At 64.3% G+C, this 22,715-nt stretch carries 21 protein-coding genes; 20 read left to right on the forward strand and 1 reads right to left on the reverse strand.

The window, feature by feature from the left end; genetic code table 11:
• Positions 1 to 82 precede the first annotated feature (82 nt).
• From BMW76_RS33765 to BMW76_RS33835, 16 genes are all read left to right on the forward strand, one after another.
• A complete protein-coding gene (locus BMW76_RS33765; RefSeq protein WP_090873179.1) occupies positions 83 to 1,189 on the forward strand; it encodes an ABC transporter substrate-binding protein in 1,107 nt (368 codons plus the stop codon).
• On the forward strand, positions 1,189 to 3,015 hold the full coding sequence (locus BMW76_RS33770; RefSeq protein ID WP_090873224.1) for a bifunctional diguanylate cyclase/phosphodiesterase: 1,827 nt from the start codon (positions 1,189 to 1,191) through the stop codon (positions 3,013 to 3,015). The genes BMW76_RS33765 and BMW76_RS33770 overlap by 1 nt, the downstream gene beginning before the upstream one ends.
• 102 nt (positions 3,016 to 3,117) lie before the next feature.
• Positions 3,118 to 3,291 carry a hypothetical protein gene (locus BMW76_RS41430; protein WP_177200571.1) on the forward strand — a complete coding sequence of 58 codons (174 nt, stop codon included), beginning with the start codon at positions 3,118 to 3,120 and terminating at the stop codon, positions 3,289 to 3,291.
• Positions 3,292 to 3,528: 237 nt separating this feature from the next.
• Positions 3,529 to 4,614 carry a hypothetical protein gene (locus BMW76_RS33775; protein WP_090873225.1) on the forward strand — a complete coding sequence of 362 codons (1,086 nt, stop codon included), beginning with the start codon at positions 3,529 to 3,531 and terminating at the stop codon, positions 4,612 to 4,614.
• A 315-nt stretch (positions 4,615 to 4,929) separates the two neighbouring features.
• Positions 4,930 to 6,369 carry a GH1 family beta-glucosidase gene (locus tag BMW76_RS33780; RefSeq protein WP_407669059.1) on the forward strand — a complete coding sequence of 480 codons (1,440 nt, stop codon included), beginning with the start codon at positions 4,930 to 4,932 and terminating at the stop codon, positions 6,367 to 6,369.
• Positions 6,370 to 6,504: 135 nt separating this feature from the next.
• Positions 6,505 to 7,749, forward strand: coding sequence for an ABC transporter substrate-binding protein (locus BMW76_RS33785; protein WP_090873181.1), 1,245 nt, complete (start codon positions 6,505 to 6,507; stop codon positions 7,747 to 7,749).
• Positions 7,750 to 7,755: 6 nt separating this feature from the next.
• Complete coding sequence (locus BMW76_RS33790; RefSeq protein WP_090873183.1) at positions 7,756 to 8,739, forward strand: carbohydrate ABC transporter permease; 984 nt, start codon at positions 7,756 to 7,758, stop codon at positions 8,737 to 8,739.
• Complete coding sequence (locus BMW76_RS33795) at positions 8,739 to 9,647, forward strand: carbohydrate ABC transporter permease (RefSeq protein ID WP_090873185.1); 909 nt, start codon at positions 8,739 to 8,741, stop codon at positions 9,645 to 9,647. The genes BMW76_RS33790 and BMW76_RS33795 overlap by 1 nt, the downstream gene beginning before the upstream one ends.
• Before the next feature lie 55 nt (positions 9,648 to 9,702).
• Complete coding sequence (locus BMW76_RS33800; protein ID WP_090873187.1) at positions 9,703 to 10,800, forward strand: ABC transporter ATP-binding protein; 1,098 nt, start codon at positions 9,703 to 9,705, stop codon at positions 10,798 to 10,800.
• A 36-nt stretch (positions 10,801 to 10,836) separates the two neighbouring features.
• Complete coding sequence (locus BMW76_RS33805; protein WP_090873189.1) at positions 10,837 to 11,856, forward strand: LacI family DNA-binding transcriptional regulator; 1,020 nt, start codon at positions 10,837 to 10,839, stop codon at positions 11,854 to 11,856.
• A 102-nt stretch (positions 11,857 to 11,958) separates the two neighbouring features.
• Complete coding sequence (locus BMW76_RS33810; protein ID WP_090873191.1) at positions 11,959 to 12,339, forward strand: PaaI family thioesterase; 381 nt, start codon at positions 11,959 to 11,961, stop codon at positions 12,337 to 12,339.
• Positions 12,340 to 12,544: 205 nt separating this feature from the next.
• Positions 12,545 to 13,993: an NAD-dependent succinate-semialdehyde dehydrogenase gene (locus tag BMW76_RS33815; protein WP_090873193.1), complete on the forward strand. Its 1,449-nt coding sequence runs from the start codon at positions 12,545 to 12,547 to the stop codon at positions 13,991 to 13,993.
• Positions 13,994 to 14,538: 545 nt separating this feature from the next.
• Positions 14,539 to 15,015, forward strand: coding sequence for a hypothetical protein (locus BMW76_RS33820; protein ID WP_090873195.1), 477 nt, complete (start codon positions 14,539 to 14,541; stop codon positions 15,013 to 15,015).
• Between the two features lie 74 nt (positions 15,016 to 15,089).
• Positions 15,090 to 15,521 (forward strand): DUF302 domain-containing protein, encoded by a 432-nt coding sequence (locus BMW76_RS33825; protein ID WP_090873197.1) that lies wholly within the window; start codon positions 15,090 to 15,092, stop codon positions 15,519 to 15,521.
• A gap of 237 nt (positions 15,522 to 15,758) precedes the next feature.
• On the forward strand, positions 15,759 to 16,751 hold the full coding sequence (locus BMW76_RS33830; protein WP_090873199.1) for a hypothetical protein: 993 nt from the start codon (positions 15,759 to 15,761) through the stop codon (positions 16,749 to 16,751).
• Between the two features lie 28 nt (positions 16,752 to 16,779).
• On the forward strand, positions 16,780 to 17,265 hold the full coding sequence (locus tag BMW76_RS33835; RefSeq protein ID WP_090873203.1) for a hypothetical protein: 486 nt from the start codon (positions 16,780 to 16,782) through the stop codon (positions 17,263 to 17,265).
• Positions 17,266 to 17,345: 80 nt separating this feature from the next.
• On the opposite strand, the gene BMW76_RS33840 is transcribed toward BMW76_RS33835, so the two are convergent.
• A complete protein-coding gene (locus BMW76_RS33840; protein ID WP_090873205.1) occupies positions 17,346 to 18,281 on the reverse strand; it encodes a LysR family transcriptional regulator in 936 nt (311 codons plus the stop codon).
• Positions 18,282 to 18,469: 188 nt separating this feature from the next.
• On the opposite strand from BMW76_RS33840, the gene BMW76_RS33845 reads away from it, so the two are divergent.
• From BMW76_RS33845 to BMW76_RS33860, 4 genes are read left to right on the forward strand one after another with little or no spacing between them, the layout of a single operon-like run.
• On the forward strand, positions 18,470 to 19,666 hold the full coding sequence (locus tag BMW76_RS33845; RefSeq protein WP_090873207.1) for an amino acid aminotransferase: 1,197 nt from the start codon (positions 18,470 to 18,472) through the stop codon (positions 19,664 to 19,666).
• 22 nt (positions 19,667 to 19,688) lie between these two features.
• Positions 19,689 to 20,471, forward strand: coding sequence for a class II aldolase/adducin family protein (locus BMW76_RS33850; protein WP_090873209.1), 783 nt, complete (start codon positions 19,689 to 19,691; stop codon positions 20,469 to 20,471).
• A 12-nt stretch (positions 20,472 to 20,483) separates the two neighbouring features.
• Complete coding sequence (locus tag BMW76_RS33855) at positions 20,484 to 21,467, forward strand: 2-dehydropantoate 2-reductase (RefSeq protein ID WP_090873211.1); 984 nt, start codon at positions 20,484 to 20,486, stop codon at positions 21,465 to 21,467.
• A 31-nt stretch (positions 21,468 to 21,498) separates the two neighbouring features.
• Positions 21,499 to 22,698, forward strand: coding sequence for a cytochrome P450 (locus BMW76_RS33860; protein ID WP_090873227.1), 1,200 nt, complete (start codon positions 21,499 to 21,501; stop codon positions 22,696 to 22,698).
• The last annotated feature ends 17 nt before the right edge of the window (positions 22,699 to 22,715 follow it).

Consider the following 22,715-nt stretch of genomic DNA (forward strand, 5'->3'; position numbering starts at 1 on the left):
CGCGTGGGACCGCGTCGACGGAAGCCGGGTTGAAGCGTGGTTTGGAGTGCATCGAACACGGATCGCAAAAAAGGAAAACGAAATGCGGTGGTGCTACTCATGTGTCTCCCGGCGAAGCATGCGTTCCGGCATCGCATGCACCGACGCGCATCGAAGGCATTTCCTTGACTCCGTCATCCTTTTTGTTTGCGGCTTTCTGCTGATCGCGCACGCGAGCGCCGGCGAAAACGTGCTGCGCGTGCTGGCATGGCCGGGCTATGCGGATGCCGACGTCGTCAAGACATTCGAGGACCGCTATCACGCGAAAGTCGAAGTCACGCTCGTCGATTCCGACGAAGCGCTCTGGGACAAGATGCATCAGGGCTCGCACCCGCAATTCGACGTGCTCGCCGCGAATACGGCCGAAATCCAGCGCTATACGCACGAGAATCTGCTCGCGCCGCTGGACCTTGCGCGCTTGCCGAACACGAGCCGTCAGTTGCCGCGCTTTCGTGCGCTCTCTTCGATCGAAGGGCTCACGAATCAAGGCAACGTCTACGCGATTCCGTTCACCTATTCGACGATGGGCCTCATCTACGATCGCAAGCAGGTGAGCGTCGCGCCGCATTCGATGAACGAATTGTGGAATCCGCGCTATCGCGGCAAGGTGCTCGACTACAACAGCGCGCAGCACAATTTCTCGTTCACGGCGCTCGCGCTCGGCTATCCGAATCCGTTCCAGCTGAACGGCGCGCAGATTCAGACGATCACGCGCAAGCTGGTCGATCTTCGGCGCAACCTGCTCACCTACTACAACCTGCCCGAGGAAGCCGCCGCCTACTTCGTCCAGCACAAGGCCGCGCTGATGTTCGGCAACTACGGCACGCAGCAGGTCGAACTGCTGCGCCGCGCGGGCGCCGACGTCGGCTATGTGATTCCCGACGAAGGCGTGCTCGCATGGCTCGACTGCTGGTCGATGACGAACGCGGCCGCGAACCGGCCGCTCGCGCTCGCGTGGATCAACTACATGCTCGAACCCGGCGTGAGCCAGCTCCTGACGCAGCGCCAGGGACTCGCGAACACGCTCGCCGAGCCGCCCGAAAGCACGGGCAAGAGCCACATCATCTGGATCGAGCCCGTCGAGGACATCCAGAAGCGCGAGGCGCTGTGGAGCCGCATCGTATCGGGCGATCGCCCGGAGCGTTTCTGATCATGCGCCAGGGCCTCACGTTCAAGCTCTCGCTGCTGCTTGCGCTGATCGGCGTGCTCGCGTCGGGCACGACGGGCTTCTACGCGTATCAGGCGAACCGCACGATGCTCGTGCGCGAAGCCGAGCGCAGCCTGCTCACGTCGACGGAACTGCTCGGCCAGCGCTTCACGGTGGCTATCAGCGATATCGCCGCCGATGCGCTCGTGCTGTCGACGATGCCGTCCGCGGCGGCTGTCGCGATCAGCGACGACGGCACGTCGCCGGATAACCCGATGCGCGACCGGCTCGCGCAGGTGTTCACGAGCTTCATCGCGCAGCATTCCGAGTATCTGCAAGTGCGGCTCATCGCGCGCAATCACTACGGGCTGGAGCTGATCCGCATCGACCGCGAAGCGGGCGGCACCGTGCGCGTGCAGGAAAGCGCGCTACAGGAAAAAGGCCAGTTCGCGTATGTGTTCGATACGCTCGCGCTGACGCCGGGGCGCATCTACATTTCGCCGATCGACGTCAATCACGAGCACGGCGCGCATGCGGCGGAGGGCAAGCCGACGCTGCGGGTCGGCACGCCCGTCGCCGATCCGCACGGCGACGTGGTCGGCGCGGTCGTCATCGACGTCGATCTCGCGAGCCTGCTGCGGCTCTCGCAGGCCGATCTGCCCGCCGACTATCAGGTCTATCTCGCGAACGAATGGGGCGACTTTCTCGTGCATCCCGACCCGTCGCAGACCTTCGGCTTCGACAGGGGCCGCCGCGTCTTCATGCAGGACAGCTTTGCGGCGACGAAACCGCTTTTCGACCAGTCGACCCAGCCCGTGCTGATGAACGGGCTGTCGCAGCCGAAAGATGCGCATGGGCATGTCTACGCATTCGTGCGCCGGCCGTTCGGCGAATCGCAGGGCAACCGCTTCATCGTGCTCGGACTTGCGAAGCCGCTGCACGACGTGCTGACGGGCGCGAACATGCTCGGCGACAGCATCGTGCGCATGGTGCTGATCTTCAGCGCGTTCGCGATCCTGCTCGCGATTCTCTTTGCGCGCGCGCTGACGCGTCCGCTGCATCTGCTCGCCGATGCGGCGACCCACTTCTTTTCCGAGCACGCGATGGTAGCGCTGCCGCTCAGGCGCACCGACGAAATCGGCGTGCTCGCGCGCTGCTTCGACCGCATGCGGCGTGAAATCCACTTGCAGATGGACGAACTGCACAGCAAGCAGCACGAGCTCACGCATCTCGCGAGTCACGATGGACTCACGGGTCTGCCGAACCGGATGCTGTTCATGCAGAAGCTGGAGGCTGCGATCGACGAGGCGAGGGCGAATGGCGAGCGGCTCGCCGTGCTGTTCATCGATCTCAACCGCTTCAAGCAGATCAACGATCAGTATGGCCACTCGGTCGGCGACGACGTGCTCGCGATCGTCGCGCGGCGTTTGCAGCATGTGCTGTATAGCGGCGATATGGTCGCGCGGCTGGGCGGCGACGAGTTCATCGTGCTCGTGAAGGGCGAGCGCTCGGCCGATGCGGCGCCCGCGATCGCCGCGCGCATCGTGCGCACGCTCGACGACGAAGTGATGGTCGGCGACGGGCAGATGGCTGTGGGTGCGAGCATCGGCATCAGCCAGTTCCCGGCGGACGGCGATTCGGCCGAAGTGCTCCTGCTCAACGCGGATGCCGCGATGTATGCGGCGAAATCGGGCGGCTCGGGCGCATGGATCTCGTATCAGGAAGTGCTCTCGCTGCAACGCGCGAGAGCTGGGCACGACATGCATCCGGGCCACAGCGAATCCGCCAGGGCCGAGCGCGCCGCAGACGGCGCCGACGTGATCGCTTGAGCCTTTCGCACGACGGCACGACGCAAATCACGGGTCTCCGCGCCGCCTGGCGGCACGCTTCTTGCGGAACGCTTGCGTGTCGAAGCGAAAAGGAGAACCCGGATGACCTTGGTCATTTATCTGATCGGCTGGCTGATTTTTATCGGCGGCGTCTCGTGGGCTCTCATCACCATGCACGTCGCACAGCATTACGTTGCAATCGTCGCCGTTATCCTGCTGGGCATCGGTGTCGTCACGGGCGCAACTCGCGCGCGCGGACGCGACCGCTCTCCCTGATCTCAAAGATTTCCACAGCGTTTTTAAAGGCTTTTTGCAGGCTTTTCCATGAGCCGACGCGCGCGGCTCCTTTCATGTCATGGCGGTCACGACGGCCACCGCGCGGGCAGTTTTTGCACGCCGCCATGACATTTCCCGACATAGTTTTTGAACTGACTTGGCGGGCAGGTTCTTCTACAGTTTGATCCGTCGCCACGCTGCATCTGCGAAGTGGCCCGAACCGTGAAGGACACCGCCGTGAAAATCCGCTCGCAACTCTTCTCCTCGTTTTCTGGTCTGCTGAAGCACTCGTCGTCCGCGACGCCGGCGCGCGGCGTGTCGCGGCGCATCGCGTTCGCAGCGGCGGCCGCCGTGGTCGGCGCAAGCGCATCGCTCGTCAGCGTGCCGGCGTGGGCAGGATGGTACGGCCACGGCACGGCCTACACGTCGCACGGCACGTATAGCGGCGCGCATGCGGCGTCGTGCGGCGGCGGCACCTGCAACCATGCAGGGGGCGCGATGGGCCCGTACGGCGGCATCGCGAGCAACTCGGGCAGCGTCACGCGCACGGCGCCCGGCCAGTTCTCGAACACGGGCACGGCCTACGGTCCCAACGGACGCTCGGTCCAGCACTCCGGCGACACCAGTTGCGCGAGCGGCAGCTGCTCGCACACGGGCTCGATGACGGGCTCGGACGGCAGAACGGCCTCGACGTCCGGCGAGGTCACGCGCACGGCTGCCGGCCAGTACACGTCATCGGGCACGGTGACGGGCGGCAACGGCAACACGTACAACCACTCGGCGTCGACGAACTGCGCCGGCTGGACCTGCTCGCGCTCGGGCGCCGTGACAGGCAGCAACGGCGGAACGGTCACGCATTCGGGCAGCGCGACGAGCGTCGCACCCGGCGTCGTCGTCACGTCGGGCAGCGCGACGGGCACGCATGGCAACACGGTGACGACGAGCGGCACGGTCGTACATGGCGGCACCGTCACGACGGGCGGTACGACAGTGGTGACGGGCACCACGACAACAGTCGGCGCGGCTGTCGTCGTGCCGCCGCCCGTGGTCGTGCCGGCGCCCGTTGTAGTGCCGGCGCCGACGTCGACCGTGGTCGTCGCGGCTCCCGTTCCGGCTCCCGCGCCTGTCGTGGTCGCGCCGCCTCCGCCGGCTGTCGTTGTCGCGCCGGCGCCCGTCGTGGTTCCGCCGCCTGCGCCGCACGTCGTCGTGGCTGTGCCGCCGCCTGCGCCGCATGTCGTCTACGTCGCGCCGAAGCCGCGTCCCCTCGTGTTGATTCCTGGGCACTGGGTCGGCCGCGTGTGGGTGCCCGCGCACTGGGCATAACGAAGATCTGCTTCTGAACGGTTGCTTCGAACGACGAACGGCGCGACATGCGCCGTTCGTCGTTTTGCGTTTGTCCACTTGTGCCTGTCTCTTCTGACGAAGCTTCGCAGACATCCGCGATGCAACTTCAATGTCCTCTGCATGGCGCTTCGCGAGAGCCTCGGCTCGCTCCAGAGAAACCCTGATTGCTGCGCCGAAAGCGCCGCTGCTATCGTGCGCTGGTCATGTGTGGAAACGCTTCCACTCAATGCTTCCGCACGGCCCAGGCAATCGGTCCAAACGACGAATCCAACCCGTCCAGCGAGAGGAGTTTCCGTGGCATACGAAGCAGTGAAATCCGGCAACCGTGACCAGCGCGATACTCATCGGGACACGAACACACGCTCCCGCAGCGACTCTCTCAACGATCCCTTCACGCCACCGCCCGATTCCGTGCTGTGGCGCAAGGACTTCCTGCTCGGCGCGGCGACGGCTTCGTATCAGATCGAAGGCGCCGTCGACGAGGACGGCCGTCTGCCGTCGATCTGGGACACCTTTTCGGCGACGCCCGGCAAGGTGCTCGCGGGCGACACGGGCGCCGTGGCTTGCGATCACTATCATCGGTGGGAGAGCGATTTCGATCTGCTCACGCGGCTCAATTTCGAAGCGTACCGGTTGTCGATCGCATGGCCGCGCGTGATGGACGAAGCGGGCCGCCCCAACGCGAAGGGCATCGGCTTTTACAAGCGTCTGCTCGACAGGCTCAAGGACAAGGGCTTGCAGACCTTCGTCACGCTTTATCACTGGGATTTGCCGCAGCATCTGGAGGATCGCGGCGGCTGGCTCAACCGCGAGACCGTCTATCGCTTCGCCGATTACGCGGACCTGATGAGCCGCGAACTGGCGGGCCGCGTCGATGCATGGATGACGCTCAACGAGCCGTGGTGTTCGGCGTTTCTCGGCTATGGCAACGGTCATCACGCGCCGGGCCGCGCGAACGTGCGCTACGCGACGCAGGCGATGCATCATCTGCTTCTCGCGCATGGCCATGGCATGCAGGCGCTGCGCGCGAACGATCCCGCGTCGATGAAAGGCATCGTCGCGAACGTCGGGCGCGGCACGCCGGCGTCGCCGAACGAAGCGGACCGGCGCGCCGCGTATCTGTACGAAGTGCAGCACAACGCGTGGATTCTCGACCCGCTGCTCAAGGGCGAGTATCCGGCGGATCTGTGGGCGCTGTGGCCCGGCGCCGAGCCGCTCGTGCTCGAAGGCGATCTGCAAACCATCGCGACGCCGCTCGATTTCCTCGGCATCAACTATTATTTCCGCACCAACGTGAAGAGCGATGGCGCGCGCGGTTTCGTCGACGTGCCGCTGCCCGATGTCGAACGCACGCAGATGGGCTGGGAGGTGTGCCCCGACGGGCTGCGCGATCTGCTGACGGGCTTCGATCGCGCGTATCCGAACCTGCCGCCCATGTACATCACCGAGAACGGTATGGCTTCGGACGACAAGGTGCGCGACGGCCGCGTCGAGGACACGCAGCGCATCGCGTTCCTCAGGCGGCATCTGGCCGCCGTCGATCAGGCCGTCAAGCAGGGCGTCGATATTCGCGGCTACTTCGTGTGGTCGCTGCTGGACAACTTCGAGTGGGCGTTCGGTTACGAGCGGCGCTTCGGCGTCGTGCATGTCGATTACGCGACGCAGCAGCGCACGGTCAAGCGCAGCGGCGAGCTGATCGCGAAGTTCATCGAGGAGCGCAGCGAGAAGAACTGACGCAATAGAATCGACCCGAAGAATCGATTCAAAGAGACCCAAAGAATTGAGCGAAAAGAATGACACATGGCCGCGTCAAGCTGCCTGATTCGCAGTCGACCTGATAAATCGGGCCTCGAACCCGAAGGAGACGGAATGAAGAGCACGAAGCAGTGGGGGTTGAAAAGCGCTGTCGCGCTCGCACTGGCCATCGCGGGCGTCGTCGCACACGCCGAGCCGCTGAAGGCCAATGTGATCCACTGGTGGACGTCGGGCGGCGAGTCGGCGGCCATCCGGCAGTTCGCCGACGCGTACAACCAGGCGGGCGGCCAATGGGTCGACAACGCGGTGGCGGGCGCGGACCAGGCACGCGCGACGGCGATCAACCGCATTGTCGGCGGCGATCCGCCCACGGCTGCGCAGTTCAACACGTCGAAGCAGTTTCATGACCTGATCGATCAGGGCCTGCTCAACAACGTCGACGCCGTCGCCGCGAAAGAGAACTGGGCGGCCATCTTTCCACAATCGATACTCGACAGCATCAAGGTCAACGGCCATTACTACGCGGCCCCCGTCGACATCCACATGCCCGCGTGGTTCTTCTATTCGAAGCCGGTGTTCGCGAAGGCGGGCATTGCCGGCGACCCGAAGAGCTTCGACGAATTTCTCTCCGATCTGGACAGGCTGAAGAAGGCGGGCGTGATACCGCTCGCGCTCGGCGGCCAGCCGTGGCAGGAGAAGATCACGTTCGACGCCGTGTTCGCCGATGTCGGCGGGCCCGATCTCTATCTGAAGGTGTATCGCGACCGCGATGCGAACGCCGTCAACTCCGATGCATTCAAGAAGGTGCTCGCGTCGTTCAAGAAGCTGCACGACTATGTCGACCCCGGCTCGCCGGGCCGCAACTGGAACGACGCGACGGCGCTCGTGATCTCGGGCAAGGCAGGCGTGCAGATCATGGGCGACTGGGCGAAGGGCGAGTTCTCGGCGGCGAAGCAGTCGCCGGGCAAGGACTTCGGCTGCTTTCCGGGCTTCGGTCCGCACTCGCCGTATCTGGTCGCGGGCGACGTGTTCGTGTTCCCGAAGACGGACAACGCGAATTCGATCAAGGCGCAGAACCTGCTCGCGACCGTAATGACGTCGCCACAGGCGCAGGTCGCCTTCAGCGCGAAGAAGGGCTCGATTCCGATCCGGCCGGACGTCGACGTGAACCAGCTCGACATGTGCGCGAAGGAGGGCATCGCGATCATGAAGGACAAGTCGCGTCAGCTGCCGAATCCGGAGATGCTCGTGTCGCCCGACTTGCAGGGCGCGTTGACGGACGTCATCACGAACTTCTGGAACAGGAACCAGTCGGTCGACGATGCGCAAAAGGCCTTTGCGAGCGCACTAAAAGGCTGACGCGCGATGGGGACGCTCAAGTCGCACGCGTTGCCCGAGATGGCCACCAAGGGCTCGGAAGGCTCGAAGGCCACCAAGGCCTCGCCCGTCGCGAGAACGCGCGTGCGGCCATTGCGCAGGCGCTGGCAGCTTGCCGCATGGATTGCGCTGATCCCGATGATGCTGACGGTCGTCTTCGCGTATCTCGGCACGATGCTGTGGACGGCGCGCGTGTCGCTCAGCAACTCGCGCACGTTTCCGTCAAGTGACTTCGCCGGCTTCACGCAATACGCGCGGCTATTTCATAACGACCGCTGGCTGGTGTCGCTGCAGCACATCGCGATCTATGGCGTGTGCTTCATCGTCGCCTGCCTCGTGATCGGCACGCTGCTCGCGATCTTCATCGATCAGCGCGTGATGGCGGAAGGCGTGCTGCGTACGGTGTTCCTGTATCCGTACGCGATGTCGTTCGTCGCGACGGGCCTCGTGTGGCAATGGATACTCAATCCCGAACTCGGCGCGCAGTCGCTGCTGCACAAGTTGGGCTTCTCGTATGCGCGCTTCGACTGGATCGTCGATCAGGACTGGGTGATCTACACGATCGTGATCGCGACCGTGTGGCAGGCGTCGGGGCTCGTGATGGCCGTGATGCTGGCGGGCCTGCGCGGCATCGACGACGAGTTGTGGAAAGCCGCGCGCGTCGACGGCATTCCGCGCTGGCGCGTCTACGTGAGCATCGTGATACCGATGCTCGGCCCGTCGATATCGACGGCCTTCGTGCTGCTGTTCGTCGCCGTGGTGAAGCTGTTCGACGCCGTCGTCGCGATGACGCAAGGCGGTCCCGGCACCGCGAGCGAAGTGCCCGCGAAGTTCATCATGGACTATCTGTTCGGGCGCGCGAACATCGGCCTGGCGTCGGCGGCTTCGATCGTGCTGCTTGCGACGGTGCTCGCGATTCTTGCGCCGTTCCTGTACGCGCGCAGCCGCGCTGCATTGCGCAAGGAGCTGTGATGAGCGCGACGCTTCCATCTTCTTTCGATTCACAGCGACGCCGTCATGCGCGCAGAAAGCGTTTTTCTCCAGCACGTCTGGGTGTGTATGGCTTTCTGATCGTCGCCGCGCTCTTCTTCCTGTTGCCGCTTTACGTGATGCTCGTGACGTCGGTAAAGCCGATGAGCGAGATACGTCTGGGCAATCTGCTCGCGCTGCCGATGCACTTCACGCTGCAGCCGTGGGGCGACGCGTGGCAGTCGGCGTGCACGGGCCTCGATTGCGACGGCATCCGCGTGGGCTTCTGGAACTCGGTGCGCATTGTCGTGCCGAGCACGGTGTTCTCGATCGTGATCGGCGCGATCAACGGTTACGCGTTGTCGTTCTGGCGGCCGCGCGGCGCGGGGCTCTTCTTCGGCGTGCTGCTGCTCGGCGCCTTCATTCCGTATCAGGTGATGATCTATCCGATGGTGCGCGTGCTCGCAAGCGTGCATCTGTTCAGCTCGTTGCCCGGCATCGTGATCATCCATACGATCTTCGGCATGCCCGTGATGACGCTGCTGTTCCGCAACTACTACGCGGGCATTCCGCTGGAACTGTTCAAGGCCGCGCGCATCGACGGCGGCGGCTTCTGGTGCATCTTCTTTCAGCTGATGCTGCCGATGTCGCTGCCCATCGTCGTCGTCGCGATGATCCTGCAGGTGACGAACATCTGGAACGACTACCTGCTCGGCCTCGTGTTCGCGGGCACGAAGAACTTGCCGATGACGGTGCAACTCAACAACATCATCAACACGACGACGGGCGAGAAGATCTACAACGTCAACATGGCGGCGACCATTCTGACGTCGATCGTGCCGCTTGCCGTGTATTTCGTGTCGGGCCGCTGGTTCGTGCGCGGCATCGCGACGGGCGCAGTGAAGGGCTAGAGCGGAGATCGAGGCTGATATGGCAACCGGGATGGCAACCGATTTGGCAACTGAAATGGCAACCGCGGCGAACATGGCCAACGTCGCGGTCCGCGACCTGAAGATCCAGCTTGGCTCGAACACGGTGATCGACGCGCTCGATCTCGACGTGCGCGCGGGCGAATTCGTCGTGCTGCTCGGACCGTCGGGCTGCGGCAAGTCGACGTTGCTGCACAGCATCGCGGGCCTGATCGACGTGACGGAAGGCAGCATCGAGATCGGCGGCGAGGACATGACGTGGGCCGATCCGAAAGACCGGCGCGTCGCGCTCGTGTTTCAGTCGTATGCGCTCTATCCGACGATGAGCGTCGAGCGCAATCTGTCGTTCGCGCTGCGCGTCAACGGCACGCCGAAGGCGGAAATCGAGCGGCGCGTGGCGCGCGCGTCCGACATGCTGCAACTGGGTCCGCTGCTCAAGCGCAAGCCCTCGCAACTGTCGGGCGGGCAGCGGCAGCGCGTCGCGATCGGACGCGCGATCGTGCGCGAAGCCGATGTGTTCCTGTTCGATGAGCCGCTGTCGAATCTCGACGCGAAGCTGCGCACGGAACTGCGCCGCGAGTTGAAGCAGCTGCATCAGCGCCTGGGCGCGACGATGATCTACGTGACGCACGATCAGGTCGAAGCGATGACGCTCGCCACGCGCATGGCCGTGATGAAGAGCGGCGTGATCCAGCAGTTCGGCACGCCAGCCGAAGTGTACGCGCGGCCCGCGAATCTCTTCGTCGCGACCTTCCTCGGCTCGCCGTCGATGAACCTGCTCAACGGCACGCTCGCCGTGCGAGACGGTGGCGCGCGCTTCGCGGGCGCGAAGCTCGACGTCGACGCGTCGCGCTACGTGTTCGCCGCGCAGCCCTCGCATGGCCAGTCATGTGTACTCGGCGTGCGGCCCGAGGACGTGCGCGTGCGGATCGGTGCGGATTCGGATCAACGCGGACAAGTGTCGCTTATCGAACCAATGGGCAACCACCGCGTTATCTGGCTCGATTATCATGGCATGCAGATCGCGTCGATTGATCAGGAGAAAACGCCCGTTGCCGTGGGCGATTCCATCGCGTTTGCGATCGACGACGCGCATATATCGCTGTTCGACGAGGCTGGCGGCGCGCGCCTCTGAGCAGCACGCGCAACAACACAAGCGGACGGAGACACCGTGGCGACTCTCAAGGATGTCGCGGAGCTGGCAGGCGTGGGGCTGTCGACGGCCTCGCGCGCCATTTCCGGCAAAGGACCTGTATCGGCCGAAGCGGCTGCGCGCGTGAAGGCCGCGATCGCCGAGCTCAACTTCCGGCCTTCGTCGATCGGCCGCGCGATGGCCACGCAGCAGCTCGGCATCATCGGCCTGTTCGTGCCGACGTTCTTCGGCTCGTACTACGGCACGATCCTCAAGCAGACCGATCTCGAACTGCGCGCGGTGCATCGTCATGTGGTCGTGGCGACGGGCTGCGGGCAATCGTCGCCGCGCGAGCAGGCGCTCGAAGCCGTGCGCTTTCTGATCGGGCGCGATTGCGACGGCGTCGTCGTGATCAGCCACGACCTGCATGACGAAGACCTCGACGAGCTGCACCGGATGCATCCGAAGATGGTCTTTCTCAACCGTTCGTTCCAGCAGCTGCCCGACGCGTCGTTCTGCGCGGACCATCGGCGCGGCGGCGAACTGGCCGCGGCGACGCTGCTCGAACACGGGCACCGGCAAATCGCCGTGATTTCAGGGCCTTTTACGGCATCGGACAATGTCGAGCGGCTTGACGGCTTCTTCGATGAACTCGCACGTCACGGCATCGCGCGCGATACGGTGCCGTTGATCGAATCCGACTTCTCGCCAGAAGGCGGCTATGCGGCGACGTGCCAGCTGCTCGATTCGAAAGTGCCGTTCACGGGGCTTTTCTGCGCGAACGACATGATGGCCGTCAGCGCGCTCGCGCGTTTTCATCAGGTGGGCATCTCGGTGCCCGGCGATGTCTCCGTGATCGGCTACGACGACGACTACTCGGCCGTCTACGCCGCGCCCGCGTTGACGTCGGTGCACATTCCGACCGCGCAGCTCACGCAGAACGCGGTACGCTGGCTGATCAACCAGTGCTATGGCACGACGTCCGATATCTTCCGCGAGTTCCCCGTCACGGTGACGATGCGCGCGTCGGTGGGGCGGCCGAAAGCGGCGATAGCGTAATCTCATGCGGCTTTCGGCGACGGCCGTGCATGTGAGAAGGCCCCGTCGTTTCCTGGTGCGCGCGAGGCTGCATTAGCATGGAGGGCTCACCAGGAGCCCGCGATGCAGCCACCCACTCTCGACAATCCGTTTCTCGAATCGCTGTCGGTCGAACTGACCGAATGGAAAAACGGCTACGCCGAACTGACGATGCCGATCCGGCCTGCGACGCTCAATCGCCAGCGCGTGCTGCAGGGCGGGGCGATCGCCACGCTGCTCGATGCGGCGGCGGGCTACTCGGGCCTCTATAGCGAAGGCGATCCGATCCATGCGTTCACGCTGTCGCTGACCATCAGCTACCTCGACAAGGGCCTCGGCGAAAACGTGATCGGCAAGGGCTTTCTCGAACGCCGCGGCCGCTCGGTGTTCTTTGCGCGCGCCGAAGCGTGGGTCGATCACAAGGTGCTGATCGCGAGCGCGCAAGGCGTGTTCAAGTACGCATGACGTCGCGCCGCTCCTTCGATGACCATGCAACCTTGCCGCTCGATGCGTTGTGACCGGTAACTTTTTCGGGCTTCGCGCGGCAGGCGGCCGTGTGGCCCGCAGGTAAGGATTCGCGCAATCGGCTAAGATCGACGTTCCCAGCAGCCCGATCCGGGCCGCGTGCAGCGCTCGCGGCCCGGCGTCTTTCCACTTTCAGGAATACAGCATGGTCACATCCAGCAGCTACACCGATACCCGTCTGTTGATCAACAACGAGTGGTGCGACGCCGCCAGCGGCAAGACCCTCGACGTCACCAATCCCGCGACGGGCAAGCCGATCGGCAAGGTCGCGCACGCGGGCAAGGCCGATCTGGACCGCGCGCTGGAAGCGGCGCAAAAGGGTTTCGAAGCGTGGCGCAAGGTGCCCGCCAACGAGCGCGCCGCGACGATGCGCAAGGCGGCCGCGTTCGTGCGCGAGCGCGCCGAAAGCATCGCGCGCCTGATGACGCAGGAGCAGGGCAAGCCGTTCGCCGAAGCGCGCATCGAAGTGCTGTCGGCCGCCGACATCATCGAGTGGTTCGCCGACGAAGGCCGCCGCGTTTATGGCCGCATCGTGCCTTCGCGCAACCTGAACGCGCAGTCGCTCGTGATCAAGGAGCCGATCGGTCCTGTCGCCGCGTTCACGCCGTGGAATTTTCCCGTCAACCAGATCGTGCGCAAGCTGAGCGCCGCGCTCGCAAGCGGCTGCTCATTCCTCGTGAAAGCGCCTGAAGAAACGCCCGCATCGCCCGCGGGCCTGCTGCAGGCATTCGTCGATGCGGGCGTGCCTCCCGGCACCGTCGGCCTCGTGTTCGGCGACCCGGCCGAAATTTCGAGCTATCTGATTCCGCATCCCGTGATCCGCAAGGTCACGTTCACGGGCTCGACGCCTGTCGGCAAGCAACTGGCCGCGATGGCCGGCCAGCATATGAAGCGCGCGACGATGGAGCTCGGCGGCCACGCACCCGTGATCGTCGCGGAAGATGCCGACGTCGCGCTCGCCGTCAAGGCAGCGGGCGCCGCGAAGTTTCGCAACGCGGGTCAGGTCTGCATTTCGCCGACGCGCTTTCTCGTGCACAACAGCATCCGTGAAGAATTCGCGGCCGCGCTCATCAAGCACGCCGAGGGCCTGAAGATCGGCGACGGTCTCGCCGAAGGCACGCAACTCGGGCCGCTCGCGAACGCACGCCGTCTGACGGCGATGGCGAGCATCGTCGAGAACGCGCGCGCAACGGGCGCGACGATCGCGACGGGCGGCGAGCGCGTCGGCTCGGAAGGCAACTTCTTCGCGCCGACGGTGCTGACCAACGTGTCGCTCGAAGCCGATGTGTTCAACAACGAGCCGTTCGGTCCCATCGCTGCCATTCGCGGCTTCGACAAGCTCGAAGAGGCGATCGCCGAAGCGAACCGTCTGCCGTATGGCCTCGCAGGCTATGCGTACACGAAGTCGTTCCGCAATGTGCATCTGCTGTCGCAGAACCTCGAAGTCGGCATGCTGTGGATCAACCAGCCCGCCACGCCGACGCCGGAAATGCCGTTCGGCGGCGTGAAGGATTCGGGCTACGGTTCGGAAGGCGGACCGGAGGCAATGGAAGCCTATCTTGTGACGAAGGCCGTGACGGTGATGGCCGTCTAGCGTCTATACAAACGTCCTGTGCCGCCCGCTGCAACGGCGGGCGGTTTATCGTCAGTCATCGAATTCCCATCGGCTATCCGCGAACGCGCGACAGCGGTTCGTCGGATGAATCGAAAGCCGTTGGTAAAACTCCCGATTGGTCGCGTCGCGCTGCGCTTCTAGCATGGCGATCGATGCAGCGTGCCCGCGACGTGTGCTGAGCGATGTCCGGACACGCGGCATCGAAGGGTTGGCGGTTCGTTCGAATCGAATTGCTCATACGGTTGCCGTCTTTTCAAACGCGGCAAGCCGGCCCCGTTCTCGTCGTATTGCTCACTGATTGCTGAATGGTTCGCTGCAGGCGAGGCGCATGCAGCAGCCCTCGACATCGCCCGCATCGCCTGCACCGCGCGCGTGACAACAAAAACGAAAACGCACGACGCAGCCGACATCGGGCGCTCGCGCGTGCGCAATTGTCGCGCGAATCTCGAGTCCGTCTTTGCGCCTGAGTGCCGTTCAACGCGAATCACTGCACGAGTCACTGCACGAGTCACTGGAGAGCTTCGATGATCTTTCACGCGTCCATTCCCACGCACAACCCTGAGCGCGTCGCGCGCACGCTCGCCGAATTGTGGGGCGGTTTCGCCGCGCCGTTTTCGCCTTTCGAAGGCGCCTGGATGGCGGTCGCGGGCGACGATCGCGGCACCATCATCGAGACTTATCCGAGCGATCTCACACTCACGCCCGGCGACACGCAGGAGCCGCTCGCTTCGAAAACGGCCGCGCGTGCGCAATACAGCGGCTTCCATATGGCCGTCGCGACGCCGCTCTCCGAGCAGGAAGTGATTGCGATCGGCGAGCGCGAAGGCTGGCGCGCGGTGCGCTGCACGCGCGGCAACAATTTCTTCGACGTGATCGAGCTGTGGATCGAGAACGGCACGCTGATCGAACTGCTGACGCCCGAGATGCAGGCGCAGTATCGCAGCTTCGCGACGCCCGAGAACTTCCGCGCGCTCGCCGCACAAGCCCAGGCACAGGCTTGATTTTTTTGCTTGCGTGCTTCTGATGCCGCGGTGCAGTGGCTACACTGCGGTGAACGCCATCACCGGGGTGTGCGATGACTGAAGCTACGAATAGCTACGCAGGGAAAGCTCCCGCGTCGGTTGCGACGTTCAGGAGCGCGCATGGATTTTCGGTGACGGTCGCGCGATTGCGCGGCCTGCTCGCCGACAAGGGCATGACGATCTTCGTCGATATCGACCAGGCGGATGCCGCCGCACAGGTCGGTATGACGTTGCGCCCGACGCGCCTGATCGTGTTCGGCAACCCGAAGGGCGGCACACCCGTGATGGAGGCGAATCCGTGCGCGGCGCTGCTGTTGCCGTTGAAGGTGCTCGTGTGGGAAGACGATGCGCGCGCCACCTGGCTTGCCATCGACGACGTGACGGATGCGCTCGTCGACGGTTACGGGCTCGACGCGTCGCTCGTCGCGCCGCTTGCGAAGGCGAAGGAGCTGATCGAGATGGCGGCCGCGCGTGAGCCGGCGTGAGCCGTGGCGGAAGCTATCTTGACCATGTTTTGCAAGCAGGCTGTGGCGCTGTGCTAAGTATTCCGCTTTGTCCAGTTGTATGGGAAAAAGCGTGGGTAAAGAAATCAGGCTGGCCGGTCGCTCCCTGATGTTGCGCCTCCCGTTCTTGGGAGACGTCGACACGCAGCGCGCCGCCAATGCTGCAAGAGCGCTTCTGTCTGGCGCGCTTCGATGAACGTGGGACCAGGGACTGTGCCGATGAGCTACAACAGCCTTCATGTCCCGCTGAATATCGGAACCTGGCAATGCGTGCTCGTGCTCGCCAGGGAGTTCTATAGCCTTTCTGGCGGATACGTGGACCGCTTCACCGACTGGGACGCGCGCCGTGAGCGGGAGCGCGAAATCGAAGATGACAGGCGCACCTTCGACCGGTATTTCCATCCCAAATACGATTTCCGGCGAACGATTGCTCCGGATATCGACGCGATCCGATCATTCCTGAGCGATTATCTGAACGTCGTTCATTGGGACCTGCCAATCGATAACGCGGGGATCGAGCACGCGCTTAGGCAGGCAGTGCGCGACGGACTGCTTGTACCGGTCATTAACCGTGACTGGCGCTCGCTTCCGATGACGTTCCGGCCTACGCCCGCGCCGCTGCGCTGGCCACCAACGTCAGGCGGTGGCGGATTCGGCAGCGGTGGCGGCACGGTGTGGGCCGCCTTCAGGAATGCCGGGCCGGGTCCGTTGGTATGGGATGGCGAGCCGGTCCTGAGAGGGCCATACGATCCGTCTACCGTAGAGGCGCAGCTGAAGGCCGCGCGCGCCTTGTTGAGCGCTGCGAGCAGGAGCGACAACGGGGGCGATGACGGCGGCAGTTTGCTCGGCGTGGCCGAGGCCGTGCCCGGAGGCGGTTCAGACCAGGACGACGACGGCAACGGTACAGCCGACATGGCTGAACGTTTGACGGATGGCTCTGATCCTGGTGACGATACATCAACACCGTTCAGCGATGCGCAGCCGTTCGACTATGAGCCGAACACACCGTCCGATGGCGACGTCGAAGAACTGGCGGGCAGCGAAGGCACGCCCCGAAATAACCAGGCGCAGAACAAGCAGACCAATGATGTCGCGCGGATTTTGGGCCTCACTCCCAGTCAATCCCGGCGGCTTCACGACGAGATTTCTGGCGAAGGTCTTGGCTTCCATGAAATCATGGAACGCGCAAAGGATATGTTCGATCTGTGGTAACGCACCAGCAAACGAACGGAATGATTCGATGATCGATACTCGAAGAGAAATAGAGCAGCGGCTGTCAGTGCTACGCGGGCTGGTTCTAAGTGGCGTGAATCATGCCGCCGACATGCTTACACTCAGCTTTGGCGCTCTGCGGCCAGTCACCAACTTTAGAGGAAAGCTCAAACACGTCGGTGAATGGGCGCTGCATGTGCAATGCACGTGGCGGCTCGAAGAAGCCGGTCGAGTTGTAGCAATGGAGGATGATCTTCGCGGGCCGGATGAAAAGGCGCACGCGAGCGCTCATCGTCTGCGGGAGATACTGGTTGAGCATGGCACCGTGACTGTCGAGGCGGTCTCAGTGAGCGACGCGGCCGGCGTCGTGCTTTCTATGTCGCGTGGCTTTCGCCTCACCGTGACCCCGGATGTTGTGCAGGACGATGAAGACTGGCGATTCTTCGCGCCCGGTGTCGATGCCGCGCACCTCGTGATAGTGGGCGGTAAGATCGCGCCCGAGTCCTTCGACTGAAGAGCGATGCGATCGACGGCAAAGAATGTGCGCGTCGCCGGGAAGCTTGCCTACTTCGTGCAACGGTACGGCCGCAAGGATCACCTTGACGCGCCCCCGCCCTGGGTCTTGCGGTCCCACGTCTTCAGACACACGCCGAGAAATTCCGCAAAGCCATCGGCGGACGGCGACAGCGAACGGTCGATGGGGCGATAGATGCACACTTCGCGGATCGTCTCCGGTTCGACGACGCGCCGCATCGCGAGGCCGAACGTCTGCGCGAGCGGCTTCACGTAAGCCGGCGCGAGCGTGACGGCAAGTCCCTGCGCGGCGAGACCGAAGGCCGTCGTGACGTTGTCGACGACTTCGACGGGCGCGATCCGCGCATCCGATGGCTGGTCGGCCAGCATCTGCGCGACGCTCGCTTCGTGATCGCGGCCCGTCGCGACGATGGGCGTCCCGCGCAGATCGTGCCAGCGCAAGCGGCGCCGATGCGCAAGCGGATGATCGCCCGAGCACCACAACACCCACGGACTGCGGAAAATCGCTTCGCGCTGCACGCGGTCGCCCGTCGCGCGATCGGGGCCGACGGCCAGATCGACGTCGCCGCTCGCGACGCGCTCCACCAGTTGCTCGACATCCGTATCGACCACGCGCACGACGACCTTCGGCTTTTGCGCCGCGTAGCCCGCGATCGCATAGGGCAGCGCCGTACTCGCGAGCACGAGCGGCGCGCCGACGCGCACGATGCCCGCCGCGCGGTTGCGGATATCGCTCGCCGTCTGCTCGGCTGCGCGCAGATGACGCAGCACCGATTCCGCCGAAGACAGAAAGTCGCGGCCCGCCGTCGACAGGCTCACGCGCCGCGTCGTGCGGTCGAACAGACGAAAGCCGAGCTCGCGCTCCAGTTCGGCCAGCAACTGGCTGACGGCGGACGATGTGAGCCCCAGCCGTTCCGCCGCCGCGGCAATGCCGTTCTGATCGACAATCGCGAGAAACGCCTCGAATTGGCGTATGGTGACGCGTGTGAGGGCCATCGGGCGATTCTAAAGCGAAACTTACGAATCATCCAAAATCGATTGATTGTGATGAAGCGCGCTTTTAGCGACACTGTTGCGACGCGCCGGTTCGTGCGACCTCGGCTCATGCAACTTCGGTTATGCAACCTCGGTTATGCAACTTCTCGCACCATCGAGCCAACATCAACACAGATAGAGACAATGCCATGTTCGAACACATCCCTGCCTACCCCGGCGATCCCATCCTGAGCCTCAACGAAGACTTCCAGCGCGATCCGCGCACGAACAAGGTCAATCTGAGCATCGGCATCTACTTCGACGAAAGCGGCAAACTGCCCGTGATGTCGGCTGTGCGCGAGGCCGAGGCGACCATCGTCGCGCAGGGCACGCCGCGCTCGTATCTGCCGATGGCGGGTCTGCCCGCCTATCGCGACGCAGCGCAGGCGCTCGTGTTCGGCGCCGGTAGCGAAGCGCGCGCGGCGGGCTGCATCGCGACGGTCCAGACGGTCGGCGGATCGGGCGCGCTCAAAGTGGGCGCGGATTTCCTGAAGCGTCACTTCGCGGCCTCGCAGGTGTGGCTGTCCGATCCGAGCTGGGAGAATCACCGCGTCGTGTTCGAAGCGGCGGGGCATACCGTGAACACATACCCGTACTACGATGACGCGACGGGCGGTCTGCGCTTCGATGCGATGCGCGACACGATCGACGCGCTGCCCGAGCGCAGCATCGTGTTGCTGCACGCGTGCTGCCACAACCCGACGGGTGTCGACCTGACGGCGGAGCAATGGCGTGAGCTCGTGCCCGTGCTGCAGCGTCGCAAGCTGATCGCGTTCGTCGACATGGCCTATCAGGGCTTCGGCGACGGCCTCGAAGAAGATGCGGCATGCGTGCGGATGCTGGCATCGGCGGAAGTGCCGTTGATCGTCGCAAACTCGTTCTCGAAGAACTTCTCGCTGTATGGCGAGCGCTGCGGCGCGCTGAGCGTCGTCTGCAAGGATGCCGCCGAAGCGCAGCGCGTGCTCGGCCAGCTGACCTTCACGATCCGCGCGAACTACAGCAATCCGCCGATGCACGGCGCGCGGCTCGTCGCGGGCGTGCTCGGCGATCCGAAGCTGCGCGCGTCATGGGACGACGAACTGCGCGTGATGCGAGACCGCATTCATGAAATGCGTCATGCGATTCACGACGGCCTCGCTGGACGCGTCGATGAAGTGATGCGCGCGCGTTATGTCGCGCAGGTCGGCATGTTCACTTACACGGGCCTGAGCGCCGCGCAGGTCGAAACGTTGCGCAACGAGCACGGCATCTATCTGCTGCGCTCGGGCCGGATGTGCGTCGCGGGGCTGAATCGCAGCAACGTCGGCTATGTGGCGTCGGCGATCGCGGCCGTCGCGGGCCAGTAACGAGCCCGGCGAGGAGACATACATGGAGATTCTGGAGCGAGACAAAGAGGCTGCACCGGCGATGCATTCCGACGAATGGCAGGCGCGCGTTCAATTGGCCGCCTGCTATCGCGTCTTCGATATGCTGGGCTGGACCGAGCTGATCTACAACCACATCACGGTGCGCCTGCCCGAAAGCGTGGCGGGCGGCGCGAAGCAATTCCTGATCAACCCGTTCGGCCTGCATTACAGCGAAGTGACCGCGCGCAACCTGGTGAAGATCGACGCGCAAGGGCGCATCCTCGATGACTCAGCATACCCGGTGAACCCGGCGGGCTTCACCGTGCATGCGGCGCTGCACGAAGGCATCCCCGATGCGCATTGCGTGATGCATACGCATACGACGGCGGGCGTTGCCGTCGCGTGCTCGGAGGGCGGCTTGCAGCAGACGAACTTCTACAGCGCGCAGTTGCACGAGCGCATTGCGTATCACGACTTCGAAGGCATCACGATTCATGCCGAAGAAGGGCCGCGGCTCGTCGAGCATATCGGCGACCGGCAGGCGGTGATCCTGCGCAATCACGGGCTGCTGTCGTGGGGCAAGACGCTGCCGCAAGCGTTCGCGTATCTGTGGACGCTGAACCGCGCGTGCGAGATCCAGATTGCGACGTTAGCGATGGGTCCGGCGTGCGCGGTGCCTGAACCAATCGCCGCGCGGTGCTCGCGCGATGCGCTGCAATTCGACGTGCGTTACGGCGCGGGACAGGATGTGTTCGACGCGCTGGTGCGCAAGGTCGACAGGATCGACGCCAGCTACAAGCACTGAGGAAGAAGAACGATGAAGGTATGCATTTACGGCGCGGGTGCGATCGGCGGATGGATGGGCGTGAAGCTCGCGCAAGCGGGCTGCGACGTGAGCGTGGTTGCGCGCGGCGCGACGCTCGACGCGTTGCGTGAATACGGCTTGCGCCTCGTCGAAAACGGCGACACGCATGCGGTGAAAGTACATGCAAGCGAGCGGCCCGAAGCGCTCGGCGCGCAGGACCTGGTAATCGTCGCGGTGAAGGCGCCGGGCATGGCCGACGTCGCGCGCCATATCGGTCCGCTTCTCGGCACGAACACGATGGTGCTAACGGCGATGAACGGCGTGCCGTGGTGGTTCTGCGACGGGCTGCAAGGCGAATTCGCGGGCGCGCGTCTCGCATCCGTCGATCGCGACGGCTCGATTGCGGCCGCGATTCCCGCCGCGCGCACGTTGGGTTGCGTCGTGCACGCGAGTTGCCGCGTCGATGCACCTGGCGTCGTCGCGCATCACCAGGGGCGCGGATTGATCGTCGGCGAAGCGATGGGACACGCAAGCGAGCGCGTGACGTCGCTCGTCGAGCTGTTGCGCAAGGCGGGCTTCGATGCCACCGCATCCGGGCAAATCCAGCGCGACGTCTGGTACAAGCTGTGGGGCAACATGACGATGAACCCCGTGAGCGCGATCACGGGCGCGACCACCGACAAGATTCTCGGCGACCCGCTCGCGCGCGATTTCGTCACGCGCGTGATGCTGGAAGCGAAGGAGATCGGTGCACGCTTCGGCATACCCATCGACCAGGCGCCCGAAGATCGTCATGCCGTCACGCTGAAGCTCGGCGCGATGCGCACGTCGATGCTGCAGGACGTCGAAGCGGGCAAGGCCGTCGAACTCGATGCGCTCGTGGGCGCGGTCTGCGAACTCGGCGCGCTGACGGGCGTCGAAACGCCGTATGCGAACGCGCTGTTCGGGCTCGCGCGTCTGCATGCCCGCGCGCGTGGACTGTATCCGCAAGTGTGAGCACACGTTTTTCAACTTCGCAGCATCGAGCATGAAATTCACCGATCTTTCGTCACCGGCTTACTTCGACAATCCCTATCCGTTCTACGAGGACATCCGGCGCGCGGGCGCTTTCGTGCAGCTCGCGCCCAACGTGATGCTGACGGGCCGGCACGCCGTCATCGACGCGCTGTTGCCCGATCGCCGCATGGGCAAGACGTATATGCCGAGCGTGGTCGCGCGTTACGGCGAGGCCGCGCGCGGACAGCCGGTGTTTCAGGCGCTGGACCGCACGTTGCTGATGATGAATCCGCCCGTGCATACGCGTTTGCGCACGCTGCTGATGAAGGCGTTCAACGCGCGGCAGATCGAAACGCTGCGCCGGATCGTCGAAGAGACGACGGACAGTCTGATCGACGCGATGCAAGGCAAGCGTGAAGTCGATCTGATGCGCGAGTTCGCGTTGCCGCTGCCGTTGCAGATCGTCTGCCGGCTGCTCGATGTGCCCGTCGACGAAGGGCAACGGCTCGGCGACGCGGCGGGCCTGCTCGTCTCCACGTTCGACCTCGCGCCGCTTTCCGCCGATGCGCTCGCGCGCGCGAATCAGGCAGCGCTCGACCTCGAACAATACTTCGGCGCCGTGGTCGCGAAACGGCGCGCCGCGCCCGGCGGCGATATCGTTTCGTCGTTGATCCAGGCGGAAGAGGGCGGCGAGCGGCTGTCGGAGGAAGAGATCGTGTCGAACGCGATTCTGCTCTTCGTCGCGGGACACGAGACCACGTCGAACATGCTCGGCAATGCGCTGATCGCGCTGCACCGGCATCCGGCGCAACTGTCGCGTCTGCTTTCCGAGCCATCGCTGATATCGAAGGCCGTCGCCGAATGCGCGCGCTACGACACGGCCGTGCAGATGGTGGTGCGCACTGCGTTCGACGACATCGCAGTGGAGGGCGCGACGCTTGCGCGCGGCTCGATCGTGTTCATGCTGCTCGGCTCGGCGAATCGCGACCCCGAGCGCTTCGAGCGGCCCGATACGCTCGATATCGAACGCGAGCCGTCAGGCCATCTGCTGACATTCGGCGCGGGCATTCACTATTGCCTCGGCGCGCGCCTCGCGATGATGGAACTCGAAATCGCGCTGCACAAGCTGATGACGCGCTTGCCGCAGATGCGCGTCACGAATCTCGATGCGCTCGCATGGCACAGGCGGAACAATCTGCGCGGTGTCGAATCGTTGATGGCCGCGCTTTGATCGGGACGTGCGAGGCG

It is taken from the genome of Paraburkholderia diazotrophica, assembly GCF_900108945.1.
GTDB lineage: Bacteria > Pseudomonadota > Gammaproteobacteria > Burkholderiales > Burkholderiaceae > Paraburkholderia > Paraburkholderia diazotrophica.